The sequence below is a fragment of the Dactylosporangium thailandense genome (genome assembly GCF_059739745.1).
Map to the genome: position 1 here is coordinate 11,700,761 of NZ_AP029195.1, position 14,414 is coordinate 11,715,174.

At 74.6% G+C, this 14,414-nt stretch carries 14 protein-coding genes; 7 read left to right on the forward strand and 7 right to left on the reverse strand.

Annotated features, from left to right (window positions below; all coding sequences use genetic code 11):
• The first annotated feature begins 13 nt into the window (after window positions 1-13).
• Window positions 14-1,408 carry a class II 3-deoxy-7-phosphoheptulonate synthase gene (locus AC6JBM_RS52655; protein ID WP_350614905.1) on the forward strand — a complete coding sequence of 465 codons (1,395 nt, stop codon included), beginning with the start codon at window positions 14-16 and terminating at the stop codon, window positions 1,406-1,408.
• Window positions 1,401-2,429, forward strand: coding sequence for a threonine aldolase family protein (locus AC6JBM_RS52660; protein WP_497981011.1), 1,029 nt, complete (start codon window positions 1,401-1,403; stop codon window positions 2,427-2,429). Before AC6JBM_RS52655 ends, AC6JBM_RS52660 begins: the two co-directional genes overlap by 8 nt.
• A gap of 295 nt (window positions 2,430-2,724) precedes the next feature.
• On the opposite strand, the gene AC6JBM_RS52665 is transcribed toward AC6JBM_RS52660, so the two are convergent.
• The 4 genes from AC6JBM_RS52665 to AC6JBM_RS52680 form a co-directional block, all read right to left on the reverse strand.
• Window positions 2,725-3,882, reverse strand: a complete 1,158-nt coding sequence (locus AC6JBM_RS52665) for an MFS transporter (RefSeq protein ID WP_497981012.1) — start codon at window positions 3,880-3,882, stop codon at window positions 2,725-2,727.
• Between the two features lie 397 nt (window positions 3,883-4,279).
• Window positions 4,280-5,152 (reverse strand): deoxyribonuclease IV, encoded by an 873-nt coding sequence (locus AC6JBM_RS52670; protein WP_497981013.1) that lies wholly within the window; start codon window positions 5,150-5,152, stop codon window positions 4,280-4,282.
• A 1-nt stretch (window position 5,153) separates the two neighbouring features.
• On the reverse strand, window positions 5,154-7,154 hold the full coding sequence (pknB, locus tag AC6JBM_RS52675) for a Stk1 family PASTA domain-containing Ser/Thr kinase (protein ID WP_497981014.1): 2,001 nt from the start codon (window positions 7,152-7,154) through the stop codon (window positions 5,154-5,156).
• Between the two features lie 34 nt (window positions 7,155-7,188).
• Complete coding sequence (locus tag AC6JBM_RS52680; protein WP_497981015.1) at window positions 7,189-7,803, reverse strand: hypothetical protein; 615 nt, start codon at window positions 7,801-7,803, stop codon at window positions 7,189-7,191.
• A gap of 83 nt (window positions 7,804-7,886) precedes the next feature.
• Between AC6JBM_RS52680 and AC6JBM_RS52685 the strand changes: the two genes are divergently transcribed.
• From AC6JBM_RS52685 to AC6JBM_RS52695, 3 genes are read left to right on the forward strand one after another with little or no spacing between them, the layout of a single operon-like run.
• Entirely contained in the window at window positions 7,887-8,195 is a 309-nt protein-coding gene (locus AC6JBM_RS52685; RefSeq protein ID WP_497986732.1) for an Rv2175c family DNA-binding protein, read from the forward strand.
• 2 nt (window positions 8,196-8,197) lie between these two features.
• On the forward strand, window positions 8,198-8,518 hold the full coding sequence (locus AC6JBM_RS52690; RefSeq protein WP_350614895.1) for a lycopene cyclase domain-containing protein: 321 nt from the start codon (window positions 8,198-8,200) through the stop codon (window positions 8,516-8,518).
• Window positions 8,503-8,856, forward strand: a complete 354-nt coding sequence (locus tag AC6JBM_RS52695; RefSeq protein ID WP_497981016.1) for a lycopene cyclase domain-containing protein — start codon at window positions 8,503-8,505, stop codon at window positions 8,854-8,856. Before AC6JBM_RS52690 ends, AC6JBM_RS52695 begins: the two co-directional genes overlap by 16 nt.
• On the opposite strand, the gene AC6JBM_RS52700 is transcribed toward AC6JBM_RS52695, so the two are convergent.
• Both AC6JBM_RS52700 and AC6JBM_RS52705 read right to left on the reverse strand, forming a co-directional pair.
• Window positions 8,792-9,853 carry a polyprenyl synthetase family protein gene (locus AC6JBM_RS52700; protein WP_497981017.1) on the reverse strand — a complete coding sequence of 354 codons (1,062 nt, stop codon included), beginning with the start codon at window positions 9,851-9,853 and terminating at the stop codon, window positions 8,792-8,794. The two genes, AC6JBM_RS52695 and AC6JBM_RS52700, sit on opposite strands and share 65 nt — an antisense overlap.
• Before the next feature lie 10 nt (window positions 9,854-9,863).
• The gene (locus AC6JBM_RS52705) at window positions 9,864-11,873 is read right to left on the reverse strand and encodes a helix-turn-helix transcriptional regulator (protein ID WP_497981018.1); all 2,010 of its coding nucleotides are present in this window, start codon (window positions 11,871-11,873) and stop codon (window positions 9,864-9,866) included.
• Window positions 11,874-12,027: 154 nt separating this feature from the next.
• Here AC6JBM_RS52705 and metF point away from each other — a divergent pair, with 154 nt between their 5' ends.
• Window positions 12,028-12,945 (forward strand): methylenetetrahydrofolate reductase [NAD(P)H], encoded by a 918-nt coding sequence (gene metF, locus AC6JBM_RS52710; RefSeq protein WP_497981019.1) that lies wholly within the window; start codon window positions 12,028-12,030, stop codon window positions 12,943-12,945.
• On the forward strand, window positions 12,932-13,594 hold the full coding sequence (locus AC6JBM_RS52715; protein WP_497981020.1) for a CDP-alcohol phosphatidyltransferase family protein: 663 nt from the start codon (window positions 12,932-12,934) through the stop codon (window positions 13,592-13,594). The genes metF and AC6JBM_RS52715 overlap by 14 nt, the downstream gene beginning before the upstream one ends.
• A gap of 366 nt (window positions 13,595-13,960) precedes the next feature.
• On the opposite strand, the gene AC6JBM_RS52720 is transcribed toward AC6JBM_RS52715, so the two are convergent.
• Entirely contained in the window at window positions 13,961-14,410 is a 450-nt protein-coding gene (locus tag AC6JBM_RS52720; protein WP_497981021.1) for a MarR family transcriptional regulator, read from the reverse strand.
• Window positions 14,411-14,414 lie beyond the last annotated feature (4 nt).

A 14,414-nucleotide genomic window follows, 5' to 3' on the forward strand; every position in this document is an offset into this window, starting at 1 on the left:
TAGGCTTTTGGTCATGCGCCAGGAGTGGCACCACTTCACGTACCCCGGACCGGAGATCTCCCGCGTCGCCGTCCCGGGCAACTCCGATGACGACGTGTTCGGCCTCGACCGGTGGCGGTCGCTGCCCCGGGCGCAGACGCCGCCGTGGCCGGACCCGGTCGCGGTCGACGAGGTCGCCGGCCTGCTGTCCTCCGTCCCGCCGATCGTCGCGCCCTACGAGGTCGACCAGCTCCGCGAGCGCCTCGCCCTCGTCGCCGACGGCAAGGCCTTCATGCTCCAGGGCGGCGACTGCGCCGAGACGTTCGCCGACAACACCGAGGCGCACGTGCTGGGCAACGCCCGCACGCTGCTGCAGATGGCGGTCGTGCTGACCTACGGCGCCTCGCTGCCGGTCATCAAGATTGGGCGCGTCGCCGGCCAGTTCACCAAGCCGCGCTCGTCCGCGCTGGACTCGCTGGGCCTGCCGGCCTACCGCGGCGACATGATCAACTCGCTGGACCAGGACCCCGAGGCCCGCATCGCGGACCCGCAGCGCATGGTCCGGGCCTACGCGAACTCGTCCAGCGCGATGAACATGCTGCGGGCGTATCTCGGGGGCGGCATGGCCGACCTGCATGCGGTACACGACTGGAACAAGGGTTTTGTCGTGACCTCGCCGGCCGGTCAGCGCTACGAGGCCATCGCCCGCGAGATCGACCGGGCCCTGCGCTTCATGCAGGCCTGCGGCGTCAACGACGACGAGGCGCTGCGCACGGTCACGCTGTACTGCTCGCACGAGGCCCTCGCCCTGGAGTACGAGCGCCCCCTGGTCCGCATCGCCGGCGGGCAGCCCTACGGCCTGTCCGGGCACTTCCTGTGGATCGGCGAGCGCACCCGCCAGCTCGACGGCGCCCACGTGGACTTCATGTCCCGCCTGGCCAACCCGATCGGCGTCAAGCTCGGCCCGACCACCACGCCGGAGCAGGCGATCGAGCTGTTCGAGAAGCTCAACCCGCAGAACGTCCCCGGCCGGCTCACGTTCGTGGCCCGCATGGGCAGCACCAAGGTCCGCGACGCCCTCCCGCCGATCGTGGAGAAGGTCACCGCGGCCGGCTGCCGCGTCGTGTGGCAGTGCGACCCGATGCACGGCAACACGCACGAGTCGTCCAACGGCTACAAGACGCGCCACTTCGACCGGATCGTCGACGAGGTGCTCGGCTACTTCGAGGTCCACCGCGAGCTCGGCACCCACCCCGGCGGCCTGCACGTGGAGCTCACCGGCGAGGACGTCACCGAGTGCCTCGGCGGCGCCCAGGCGATCGTGGACGAGGACCTGCCCGACCGCTACGAGACCGCCTGCGACCCGCGCCTCAACACCCAGCAGTCGCTCGAGCTCGCCTTCCTCGTCGCGGAGATGCTGCGTGGCTGAGGTCGTCATCGACTTCCGCTCGGACACGCTGACCCGGCCGTCGCCCGCCATGCGTGAGGCGATGGCGACGGCCGAGGTCGGCGACGACGTGTTCGACGAGGACCCGACCCTGCACGAGCTGCAGGCCGAGGTCGCCGCCCTCTTCGGCCACGAGGCGGCCCTGTTCGCCCCGAGCGGCACCATGGCCAACCAGATCGCCCTGCAGCTCGCCGTCCCGCGCGGCGAGGAGCTGCTGTGCGACGCCGCCGCGCACGTGGTGACGGACGAGATCGGCGCGGCCGCGGCCCTCGGCGGCGTGTCGACCCGCACCTGGCCGTCCGCGGCCGCCGACCTCGACCCCGCCGCCGTCGCGGACATGATCCGCCCCGACGGCTTCGTGGCCGTCCCGACCCGCGCGATCGCCGTCGAGCAGACCCACAACCGCCTCGGCGGCGCGGTGATCCCGCTCGGCGTCCTGGAGTCCCTGCGCGCGGCCACCACCGAGGCCGGCGTCCACCTGCACTGCGACGGCGCCCGCATCTGGCACGCCCACGTAGCCGACGGCGTGCCGCTGGACACCTACGGCCGGCTCTTCGACTCGCTCTCCGTCTGCCTCTCCAAGGGCCTCGGCGCCCCGGTCGGCTCGCTGATCGTGGGCTCGGCCGAGCGCATCGCCGCGGCCCGCAAGCTGCGCAAGCGCCTCGGCGGCGGCATGCGCCAGGCGGGCATCCTGGCCGCGGCGGGCCTCTACGCGCTGCGGCACAACATCCCGCGCCTCGCCGAGGACCACGCCCGGGCCCACCGCCTGGCCGAGGCGCTCGCCCCGCACGGCGTCGTGGATCCGGCCCGCATCCGCACCAACATCGTGCCGCTCGACCTCACGGGCGCGGCGGTGGACGGCCCGGCCTTCGCGGCGGCGGCGCGGGAGCAGGGGGTGCTGGTGTCGGTGCTGGGGCGGCGGCTGGTCCGCCTGGTGACGCATCTCGACCAGACTGCTGACGGCATCGACCATGCGGTGAAGGTGCTGCCGACGCTGCTGTGAGGCGGCTGCACCGACCGGCTCGGGTCCGGCCGATTCTTGCCGGGCGCTGCCCTGCTTCCGACCGGCTCGCGCTCGGCCGATTCTTGCCGGGCGCTGCCCTGCTTCCGACTGGCTTGCGTTCTGCGCTCGCCGCTCTGTCGGGCGCTGCCGTGCCGCCACTCGTGCTCGGTGCCCGGGGCGGCTCCGGCGGTCCGTTTCCGCGTCCGCTGCTTGGCCGATATGTCGGGCGCTGGCGCGCCGCGACATATCGGATTTATCGGTTACGTCGCTTTCGCGCGGACCGCTCCCGTCGCGATCACTGCGCCGGCGGCCGTGCGCGCCCGGTGAGCAGGAGCGCGACCAGCGAGCTCGCGCAGGTCAGCAGGCCCGCCCAGAGCATGGCGCCGTCCGCCTGCAGCAGGGCGACCAGCGGCGCCCCGGCCGCCGTGCCCACGCCGATCGCCGTCTGCAGCACCGCACCCGAAGCCGCGAACGCCCGGCCGTGCTGCGCGGCCGGGGTACGGGTGCTGATCAGCGCCGACTGCGACACGTTCGCGATCCCGTTGCCGACGCCGCCGGCGGTGGACGCGACGTACGCGAGCACGAGCCCCGGCGCGAGCCCGATCCCCGCGATCCCGGCGCCCGTGAGCAGGTTGCCCAGCGCCAGCAGGGCGCCGCTGGAGAGCCGGATACGGGTGACGAGCTGGGCCCCGGCCAGGGCGCCGACGCCCCACAGCGTGAGGTACAGCCCGTAGCCCGAGTCGCTCGCCCCCAGTTGCCCGACGAACCGGAACGGCGCCGCCACGTTGTCGATCACGCCGCTGCTGACCGCGACGGCGCTGCCGAGCAGGGCGGTGCGCAGCAGCGGGTCGCCGAGGACCAGCCGCAGCCCGCCGCGGGCCGTCTCGCCGTCCGCGGTCGCGGCGGCCGGATGGCGACGGGCCCGCACCGCCGAGCAGGCCAGCGTCAGCAGCGCGAACGTGACAGCGTCGGCCAGGATCGCCGTCGTCGCCCCGAAGGCGCCGGTGAGCAGGCCACCCGCGGCCGGGCCGGCGATCCAGCCCAGCCCGGTGCCGGTGGCCAGCCGGGAGTACCCGCGCTGCGCACCCCCCTCGCCCGTGATCGCCGGCACCAGCGCCGAGGTCGCCGGCCGCACGAACGCCGAGAGCGCGGTGACCCCGGCGAAGAGCAGGACCGTGGCCCACAGCGCGTCGGCGAGGGCGAGCGGCACGCACAGCACCGCCTGCCCGGCCAGCGCGACGAGCAGCACGGACCGCGTCTCGAGGCGGTCCACGACGCGCCCGGTGAGCGGCGCCAGCACCACGTACGGGATCAGCTCAGCCGCCAGCAACCCCGCCACCCAGCCGCTCCCGTGAGGCTGGAGGCGCAGCAGCAGCGCGACGAGCGCGGCCGCGTCGCCGGCGGTGGACAGCGCAAGCCCGGCGGCGAGCAGGTTGAGATCGCGCCTTGCCACTCGATCGCTCACGGTTCAGGCCCCCGTCCCGTCGCATCGACGGCCACCATAGCGGCCGCGGCCCCTGTCGCGCCTCGTCCGCAACCCGCTGCCACACCCGCCGCCTGCACCGAGGCCGTCACGCTCGATCCGCCCACCGCCACTGCGCCCGTTCGGAGCTGCGCCTCGCGCGGCGCCTGTCTCGCGCGGCGGCGTCCGCCGCCGCTGCAATACGAGCCCCACGGCGAGCGGCGGTCCGTGCAAGCCCGCAGCGGGCGGCGGGTGACAGTCGATGCGAGCCCACCGCACGGCGTCCGGACGGCGACACCGAGCCACCATCGCACACAGAAAGCCGCATAACCGAAATGTCGGATATGTCGCGGCGCGAAGCGCCCGACATATCCGAAGCCACCCGGCCTCAGCCCCGAGGAGCGCTGGACCGCAGCAACGCGATGTCGGCCGCATGATCGGCGTGATCGTCCCCGCTGGGCGTCTCCACGATGAGGGGCACACCCCGCGCCGCCGGATGCGCGAGCAGCTCGGCAAACGCGGGAGAGCCGATCAGCCCCTTGCCCAGCGACTCGTGCCGGTCCCGCAGCGACCCACAGGCGTCCTTCGAGTCGTTGGCGTGGATCAGCTTGAGCCGGTCCGGCCCGGCCGCGGCCACCAGCGCGTCCAGCGTCTGCGTCATCCCGCCCGGCGTGGCCAGGTCGTGCCCGGCCGCCCACGCGTGGCAGGTGTCGAAGCAGACGCCGAGGAGTGGGTGCCGGTCGACCGCGTCGAGGTACTCGGCCAGGTGCTCCACCCGTGACGCGAGCGACCGCCCGCCCCCCGCGCTCGGCTCCACGAGCAGTGGCGGCCAGCCCTCACGGCCGGCCTGGTCGAGGAGGGGGAGGAGCACCCGCCGTACCGTCGCGAAGGCCTTTTCCGCGTGCTCCGCATCCACCGCGGAACCGGCGTGGAAGACGACGCCCCGCGCCCCGATCGCCTGCCCGCGCCGCAGTGCGTGCTCCAGCGTCGCGACCGAGCGCTCCACGGTGGCCTCGGTCGGCGAGCCGAGGTTCACGAGCAGGGCCGCGTGCACGTAGGCGATCACCCCGCGGTCGGCGCAGCCCCTGAGGAACGCGTCGTCCTGCTTCGCGTCGCCGGCCGCGAGGGCCCAGCCGCGGGGGTTGGAGACGTACACCTGGACCGCCGACGCCGTCGTGAGCTCGACGTAGCGCAGGGCGGCCTTGGCGAGACCTCCGGCGGCGGGCGCGTGCCCGCCGACCGGCGCGATGGTGGCGTCCAATTTAGAAGAACGCGAAGAGCGAGACGTGCTGCCCGGGCGTGACCGGCGTGCCGGGCGCCGGGTTCTGCTGGCGCACGGTGCCGAAGCCCTGCGAGTCGACCACCAGGCCGAGCTGCTCCAGCTGGGCCTTGGCCTGGTCGAGCGGCATGTTGCGCACCTCGGGCATCGGGACCTGGGCCGGGCCCTTGGAGATCTGCAGGTCCATGACCATGCCGTCGGTCACGCTGTTGCCGTCGCCGATGCTCTGCGAGACGACCTGCCCCTTGGGCTTGTCGCTCTCGACCTCCTCGACCTTGCCCACGGCGATCTTCACCTTGGCGAGGTCGTTCTTGGCCTGGTCGACGTTCTTGCCCACGACCAGCGGCACCTTGACCGGGTTGGGGCCCTTGCTGACGAACACGGTGATCGTCTGGCCGGGCTTGACCTGGGTGCCGATCTTCGGGTCGGTGTCCACGACGTAGCCCGGGGGCACGGCGTCGTCGAACCGGTCGGCCTTGTTGCCGGTGATCTTCATGGCCTGCAGGTCGACCTGCGCGAGGTCCCACTCCTTGCCGGCGATGTCGGGCACCTTGTAGACCTCGGGCCCGAGCGACAGGGTGAGCGTGATCGTCCCGCCGTCGAGGATGCGCCCGCCGGCCGCCGGGTCCTGGGCGAGGACCTGGTCCTTGGGCACGGAGGCGTCGAACTTCGGGTCGGCGAACTTGACCTTGAATCCGGCCGTGGTGGCCAGGTGCGTGGCCTGCTCGCGGGTCTTGGCCCGCAGGTCGGGGGTGTCGGTGTAGCGGCCGACGCCGAACCAGTAGCCGCCGATGGCCACGAGCAGCCCGAAGGCGAGCATCCCGGCGATCACCGCGAGGCGGGTGCGCGGGTTGGCGTTGATCTGCGCGAGCAGCCCCTGCAGGCCGCCGCCCTCGCCGTCGCGGTGCGCGACCTCGGTCCGGTGCCGGCGGGCGACCGCCTGCGGGGGAGCGGAGGCGGGCAGCCGGGCCCAGGACGGGCGGCGGCTGGCCTGGTAGGTCTGCGTCACCGGGTGCGCCTGGGTCAGGGCGTGCGACTGGGGCACGGATTCGACCCGCGGCACCATGACCGTGGGCGGGGCGATCTGCCGGCCGCGGCTGGTGGGCGTGGCGCCGATGTCGTCGCGGACGGCCTGCACCTCGGCGAGCATCGCGCCGGCGTCGGTCGGGCGGCCGCCCGGGTCGCGGCGGGTCGCCCGGGCCACGAGGTCGTCGACGGCGGCCGGCAGGCCCGGCACGTAGCGCGACGGGAAGGGCACGTCGCGGTCCACGTGCTGCCAGGCCACCTCGACGGGCCGGTCGGCCTCGTACGGCACCCGCCCGGTGAGCATCTCGAAGAGCACGATGCCGGCCGAGTACACGTCGGTGCGCGGGTCCGCGTGCCCGTCGGTGACCAGCTCGGGGGCGACGTAGGCGACGGTGGCCATGAGGTGTGAGCCGGTCTCGTCGGCGCTCGCCTCGACCGCGCGCGCGAGGCCGAAGTCGGCCACCTTCACCACGCCGTCGATGAGGTTGTGCTGATCGCCCGGCGACTCGGCGACGAGCACGTTCTCGGGCTTGACGTCGCGGTGCACGAGCCCGGCGCGGTGCGCCGCGGCGATCGCGGCGAGCATCTGCTCCATGATCGCGAGCGCCTCCTGCGGCTGCAGGCGGCGCCGCTCGGCGAGCAGCTCGCGCAGGGTGTGCCCGCGGACGTACTCCATGATCAGATACGGCAGCCCCTGGTGGGTGCCCTGGTCGTAGACGGCCACCACGTTCGGGTGGGTGAGGCGCGCGATCGTCTTGGCCTCGTCGGTGAACCGGTCCACGAACAGCGGATCGCGGGACTGCGCGGGATGGATGATCTTCAGTGCGACGATGCGCTCGAGCCGCTCGTCGAGTGCCGTGTAGACCGTCGCCATGCCGCCCTTGGCGACACGCGAGCGAACGCGGTAGCGCCCGTCGACAAGCGCACCGAGAAGAGGATCGGCGACCGTGGTATCCATTGGCTGCGAGTGTACGGCTGGGACCCCTAAATCCTCAGTGCCCTTCGCTTCCATCCGCGGAACGTCCCCATTTCGAGCGCTTTGTCCAGGAGGGTGAGGGCGACAGACTGCTCACCGAGGGTGACGGACTGGCGGACGGGCTGGGGCTCGTGCTCGGCGACGACGTCGGGGTGCTCTCCGGATCCGTCGTCTGCTGTGGCGGTACGACCGCCGGGCCTGTGACGCCGGGCAGCGCCAGCACCTGCGGGGGCGTGGTCCGGCGCACCTGGGGCCGGACCTGGGTCGGCGGCGGCGCCGACGGGCGGATCTGGCTCGCCGCGCTGCCGGGGCTCGTCGCGGGCGCGGCCGGCGCGGCGACCGGGGCCTCGTAGGGCTCGGGGGCCAGGGCGGCGAGGCTGCCCGCGACCGCGAGGTACGTGCCCGCGGCCCCGCCCGCGACCAGCAGCGCGACGCCGGTCGTGGCCGCGGCCCGGTGCCGGTTGGAGGCCTTCATGACGTGCTGGCCGCGGTGGTTGCGGGGCCCGTACTCGGCCGTCTCCGCCATCCGCAGGCGCACGTCGCGGCGGCGGTTCGCGTGCCGGTACATGTCGTAGCACGCGGAGCGCCAGGCACCGGCGACCTCTCGGTGAACCTTGAGCCAGAGCCCCACTGCCCGTTCCTTCCCGATCGCGGTGCACGGATTACTGTCTTGGTGTGAGCGAACAACCTGCCGGCCCCACCGAGTGGCTGACCATGCCCGACGTCGCGGAGCGCCTCGGCATCCCGGTCAACCGGGTGCACCAGCTCGTCCGCGACCAGTCCCTGATCGCGGTCCGGGAGAGCGGCGTGCTGCGCGTCCCGGCGGACTTCATCACGGACGACGGGGTGGTCAAGCACCTCCCGGGCGTGCTCACGTTGTTGTACGACGCTGGGTACAACGAGGCGGAGGCCCTCCGGTGGCTCTACACGCCGGACGAGTCGCTGCCGGGCACCCCCGCCGAGGCACTGCGCGGCAACCGGGCGACCGAGGTCAAGCGGCGCGCGCAGGCGCTGGGCTTCTGACGGTGCGCTGGACCTACCTGCTGGTGCTGGCCGGCTGCCTGTTCGGCGCCCTGTGGCTCGAGCCGCTGCTCAAGGTCGGTGTCCTGCGGCAGGTCCGGCGGCTCGTGCTCACCATCGCGCCGGTCGCCGCCGTGTTCGTGGTCTGGGACCTGCTGGCCATCCACGCCGGGCACTGGACGTTCGACCCGCGCCAGATCGCCGGCGTCATCCTTCCGGGTGGCCTGCCGCTCGAGGAGCTGCTGTTCTTCCTCGTCGTCCCGGTGTGCGCGATCCTCGGCTTCGAGGCGACCCGCCAGACGCTCGAGCGGTGGTCGCGGCGGTGACCTACACCGCGGCGGCCCTCGCCGGCGTTCTGGCGGCATTGGTACTGGATGTGGCCGTGCTGCGCACCAGAGTCGTGCTCGGGCGCGTGTTCTGGTGCTCGTACCCGATCGTGGTCGCCTTCCAGCTGCTGTCCAACGGCATCCTGACCGGCCGCGGGGTGGTCCTCTACAACCCGTCGGCGATCATGGGCGTACGGCTGGCCTATGCGCCCGTCGAGGACCTGCTGTTCGGCTTCGCGCTCGTGCTCGCCACCCTCGCCCTGTGGGTCTTCTTCAGACCGCGCGCTGCGTCGCCGCCCCCGCCAGGCCCGTCAGAACCTCGCGAGCCTCGTCCGTGATCTCGGCCTCGGCCAGCGCCTCGAGGGCGGTGGCGGTCAGCTGCTCGATCCGCTCCTCGGTGCGCCGCAGCGCCCCGCTCTCGACGATCGTCTTGCGCAGCAGCGCCACGCCCTGCTCGTCGAGGCACGGGTCGCCGAGGTGGTCCTCGAACACGGCCGGCCCGACGCTCTCGATCGCGGCCGCGACGAGGTAGGTCCGCTTCCCCTCGCGCAGGTCGTCCCCGGCCGGCTTGCCGGTGACCGCGGGGTCTCCGAACACGCCGAGCACGTCGTCGCGCAGCTGGAACGCCTCGCCGAGCGGCAGCCCGAACGCCGAGTACGCCTTGGCGAGCCGCCCCCCGTCCGCCAGCGCCGCGCCGAACACCAGCGGCTGTTCGATGGTGTACTTCGCCGACTTGTACCGCGCCACCAGGCTCGCCCGGGCCGTGGACGTGTCGCCGGTGGCCTGGGTCTGCACGTCGAGGTACTGCCCGATGGTCACCTCGGTCCGCATCTGGTCGAACACGGGCCGCGCGCGGGCCAGCGTCGCCGGGTCGACCCCGCTGGCGTGCAGCATCTCGTCGGACCAGACCAGGCACAGGTCGCCGAGCAGGATCGCCGCCGAGGTGCCGAACCAGTCGCCGTCGCCCCGCCACCCGCCGGCCGCGTGCAGCCGCGCGAACCGCCGGTGCACGGCCGGCTCCCCGCGCCGCGTCTCCGAGCCGTCCATGACGTCGTCGTGGATGAGCGCGCTGGCCTGGACGAGCTCGAGCGAGGCGGCGGCCGCCACGATCTCGTCGCGGTCCTCGCCGCCGGCCCCGCGATACCCCCAGTACGCGAACGCCGGCCGCAGCCGCTTCCCCCCGCCCAGCACGAGCGCGTCGATCGCGCCGGCGACGGGCGCGAGGGCGTCGGCCTCGATCTCGTCGAGCCGGTCGCGCCGCCGCCGGAGGAACCCGGCGAGGGCCTCCTGGACCCGCTCGCGAAGCCCGGCCCGGTCGAGGAAGGGGTGTGTCACGGCAGAGACGCTAGTCCGAAACCAGCCGTCCCGACGAGCGGGTGTCGTGCCCGTCTCGCGCGATCCAGCGCACAGACTCGTACATTTCGGCGAATTCGCGATATCCCCGCGCCCGCCGCAGCCCCGGCCGCACGGCCGCCACCTCCCGCGCGACGCGAACGGATCCGCAGGCCGCCCCCGCCGCGACCCCGAGCCACGCCGCTGCGCAGGCCGCGTCGAGCTCCCCGGCCGCGACCAGCGCCCGGGCCCGCGCGAGCTGCACGAGCCCGAGCCCCCGCAACCGCACGGAACCGCCGCCGGGCCCCTTGCCACCACCCCGGCCGCCTGCCCAGCTGCCGCCCTGGGCGCCTGCGCCCCCGCCCGCCCAGCTGCCGCCCTGGGCGCCTGCGCCCCTGCCACCGCCCCGGCCGCCCGCCCAGCTGCCGCCCTGGGCGCCTGCGCCCCCGCCACCACCGCGGCCGCCTGCCCAGCTGCCGCCTTGGGCGCTTGCGTCGTTGCCGCCACCCGGGCCGCCCGCCCAACTGCCGCCGCCCCGGCTGCCTGCCCCGTTGCCGCCGCCCCGGCCGCCCGCCCCGCGGCCGTCGCCGGGCCGCGCCCCGCCGCCGCTGCCGTTGCGCGCGATCGGGCTCCCGCCGCCGCCCGCCCGTCGCCGGCCACCAGGCCCGTCGTCGGCTCTGGCGCGCGGGGCTCGGCCGGCTCGGCCGTCGCGGCCGCTCCCGCCGCCCGGTCCGCCGGCCCCGGGGTGGCCGCCGGGACCCCGTTCGTCCCGCGCGCGGCCCGGTTCGCCGCCCGCCGCCACGGCCCCCTCGCCGGGAGACCGCAGCGCGGCGTCGAGCAGCCGCAGCGCGAGCCTGTGCCGCCCGAGCACCGCCTGACAGCGCCCGGCCGCGGCCGCGAGGCGGGCGTCGTCGAGCCAGTACAGCCAGGCGGGATCGTGCGCACCCCGCACCCCGTGCGCCTTCTCGGCCGCGGCGAGCGCCGCATCGCACCGGGCCCGCTCGCCGAGGGCCGCCGCGGCCGCCGCCTCCCGCAGCCACAGGACCGCGAGCGTCCCGGCGTCGGACGGCTCCGCGATCCGCCGAGCCGCCCGGGCCAGCCGCGACGCCCCGGCGCCGTCGCCGATCTCGGCCCGCAGCTGGGCCAGGCATCCGAGCAGGTGCCCGGCCAGCCCGCGCTGCCCGGCCCGCACGGCCGCCCGGACGCCGTCGCGCACCAGCCCGGCCACCGCCCGCCCGTCGCTCGCGGCGCCCGCGTCCACCCCGGCCCACACCGCGAGCTGCGCCAGCTCCGCGACGAGCCCGAACTCGTCCCGCCCGCCGAAGGCACCGGCCCGCCGCGCCGCCTCCGCGTAGGCGTCCCGCACGACCCGCACGACCTCGGGCCCCGAGAGGAGGTCGTCCATCCGCCGCAGCTCGGCCAGCCGCGCCGCGTCCAGCCCCGGCTCGCGCCCGTCCCGCCCAGCACCGGACCGGCGCCCGATCGCCGCGCCGGCTCGCGCGCCGGTCGTGGTGGGAGGCTCGGGTTCGGCGGTATCCGCCGCCCGATCGGCCCACCTGGCGGTCGGGCGTCCGGTCGCCGCGCCGGCTCGCGCGCCGGTCGTGGTGGGAGGCTCGGGTTCGGCGGTATCCGCCGCCCGATCGGCCCACCTGGCGGTCGGGCGTCCGGTCGCCGCGCCGGCTCGCGCGCCGGTCGTGGTGGGAGGCTCGGGTTCGGCGGTATCCGCCGCCCGATCGGCCCATCCGGCGAGCCGGCGCCGGCGCGAGAGGGCGGCCGCGCGCTCGAGGTCCTCGAGCGGCGCCTGCAGCACGAACGCGAGCCAGGCCAGCCACGGCGCCCCTGGCACCCGGTCGCCGCGCTCCCACCGCGACACCTCGTGCCGTGTGATCGTGGGCACGTCGGCGGCCGCGCACAGCATCTCGGCCAGCCGCAGCTGGGAGCGTCCGCGCGCGAGGCGCAGGCGGGTGAGCAGGGCGCCGAACGTCTCGTCGTCGCCCGGGACGGGGTCGGGTCGAGCCGGCATGATCCACCTCCCGGGAACGCCGCCCCGGGCCGGCGTCCACCACGGCGGCCCCACCCGAAGCAATGTCCACCCTCCTTATACCCCAGGGGTACGACAGGTTCCCCGCGAGAACGGGAGTGCTCATCGACGGGCTCGGGGCACTACAGTCTGGGGTGTGGCTCTCGGACTTCCCTCTGTCATGGCCGGCGGACCCGCCGCGATCGGTGATCTGATCGCGAACCAGGGCCCGACCTTCTCGTTCGAGTTCTCCCCGCCGAAGACGCCCGAGGGGGAGCGGCAGCTGTGGCAGGCGATCCGTGAGCTCGAGTCGCTGCAGCCGTCGTTCGTGTCGATCACTTACGGTGCCGGCGGCTCCACCCGCGACACGACGGTCGCCGTCACCGAGCGCGTCGCGGCCGAGACCACGCTGCTGCCCATGGCGCACCTGACCGCCGTGAACCACTCCGTCGCCGAGCTGCGCAACGTCATCGGCCAGCTCGCCGGGGCCGGCATCCGCAACTTCCTGCTCGTGCGCGGCGACCCGCCCGGCGACCCGACGGCGGAGTGGGTGCGCCACCCCGAGGGCGTGCTCTACGCCGAGGACCTGGTCCGGCTCGTGCGCGAGGCCGGAGACTTCAGCATCGGCGTGGCCGCGTTCCCCTACAAGCACCCCCGCTCGGCCGACGTCGAGTCCGACACCGCCAACTTCGTGCGCAAATGCCGGGCCGGCGCCGACTTCGCGATCACCCAGATGTTCTTCGACGTCGACGACTACCTGCGGCTGCGCGACCGGGTCGCCGCGGCCGGGTGCGCCACGCCGATCGTCGCCGGGATCATGCCGGTCACCAAGATCGGCACCATCGCCCGCTCCCAGCAGCTGACCGGCGCCCCGTTCCCGGCGGCCCTGTTCGAGCGCTTCGACCGCGTCGCCGAGGACCCGGAGGCCGTGCGCCGCCTGGGCATCGACCACTGCACCGAGATGAGCCAGCGCCTGCTCGACGAGGGCGTGCCCGGCATCCACTTCATCACTTTCAACCGCTCGACCGCGACCCGCGAGGTCTGGCAGCAGCTCGGCGTCGGTGCGCGGGCCTGAACCCCTCGGCTGGGACGGATACTGCGAGCGCTGGTCCGCCGCTCACGGCGGCTACGACCCGCGCACGGCCCCGTCCCTGGTCCGGGGCTGGCTGCGGCTGAGCCACGCCCTGGGCACGACCCTGCTGCGGGCCGGCGTGCGCAGCCCCAATGCCGTGACGTCCCTCGGCCTGCTGCTCTCGGCTGCGGTACCGCCCGTCGCCGCCCTCCTCCCCGGCGGCCCGTTCTGGGCGGCCGTGCTGGTTCTGCTCTCCGCGTTCGCCGACACCATCGACGGCGTGCTGGCGGTGCTGGCCGGCCGCGCGAGCCGTCTGGGCCAGGTCTACGACTCCGCCGCCGACCGCGTGTCGGAGGCCGCCTGGCTCCTGGCCTTCGCCCTGCTGGGCGCCCCGGTCTGGCTGACCGTTGCGGCGGGCGGCGCGATGTGGCTGCACGAGTACGTCCGGGCCCGCGCCTCGATCGCCGGCATGACGGACATCGGCACCGTCACCGTCGCCGAGCGCCCGACGAGAGTGCTGCTTACGATCTTTGGCCTGCTCGCGACGCTTGTGGAGCCGCGGGCGTCGACGGTCACGATGGCCGCGGCGCTGCTGGTCACCGTGGCCGGCTTCGCGCAGCTCCTGCGAGCGGTCCGCCGGGCCCTGCGGTGACCTGCGGAGACGATAAGTCGGTCACTTCGTGCCACGACTTATCCGACTCATACCCCGTCGGCCCATAAATCCGATTCAGCGGAATCGGAGCGCGTCCAGGGCGCGCCGCTCGTCGCTCGGCGGGTCCGTCCTCGCCTCGGCCGGCCGTCGAACGGCGTGCGGCGGCGGGTTCAGTCAGGGTCAGCGTCCAGGGCGCGTTCGAAGGCTGGCGGGGGCGACGCGGTCAGGGCGCGCTGCTCGTCGCTCGGCGCCTCGCCCTAGCCGGCCGTCGAGAGGGGTGAGCGTCAGCCCCACGCGCTCGGCGGCCAGCGGTATCCACGCGACCGGCGCGCTGCTCGTCGCTCAGCGGGACGAGCCGCGGCGGGCTCAGTCCGCGTCGGCGACCAGTGCGCGCTCGAAGGCCAGCAGCGTCGACACGACCAACGTGCGCTGCTCGTCGCTCAGCGGGCCCAGCGCCACGCGCCATGCCGCGGCGCCCCGCCCCAGCCAGCCGTCGATCGCCGCATGATGCTCCGGCGCGATGCTCACGATCGTCCGCCGCCGGTCCGCGTCGTCCTCCCGCCGCCGCAGCACCCCCTTCCGGCTGAGGTCGCCCACCATCAGGCTCACCGTCGCCGGTGCCACCTCGAGCCGCGCCGCCAGCTCGCCGACGCCCAGCGCGCCCTCCAGCAGCAGGTACGACAGCAGCGACAAGTGCCGCGGCGCCAAATTGAACGATGCCAGTTCGGGCGGCGGCGGCGTGCGCTTGGCCCGGCCGACCATGCGCGGCATGAGCAGCAGCAGGGTGCGGACGGCGTCATCGACCGACGTTGACACTGTC

Bases quoted from the DNA above. Each gene is read 5' to 3' on its own strand.
- AC6JBM_RS52655 (WP_350614905.1), top strand. From the start codon at position 14: ATGCGCCAGGAGTGGCACCACTTCACGTACCCCGGACCGGAGATCTCC.
- pknB (WP_497981014.1), bottom strand. From the start codon at position 7,154: ATGGATACCACGGTCGCCGATCCTCTTCTCGGTGCGCTTGTCGACGGG.
- AC6JBM_RS52685 (WP_497986732.1), top strand. From the start codon at position 7,887: ATGCCCGACGTCGCGGAGCGCCTCGGCATCCCGGTCAACCGGGTGCAC.
- AC6JBM_RS52705 (WP_497981018.1), bottom strand. From the start codon at position 11,873: ATGCCGGCTCGACCCGACCCCGTCCCGGGCGACGACGAGACGTTCGGC.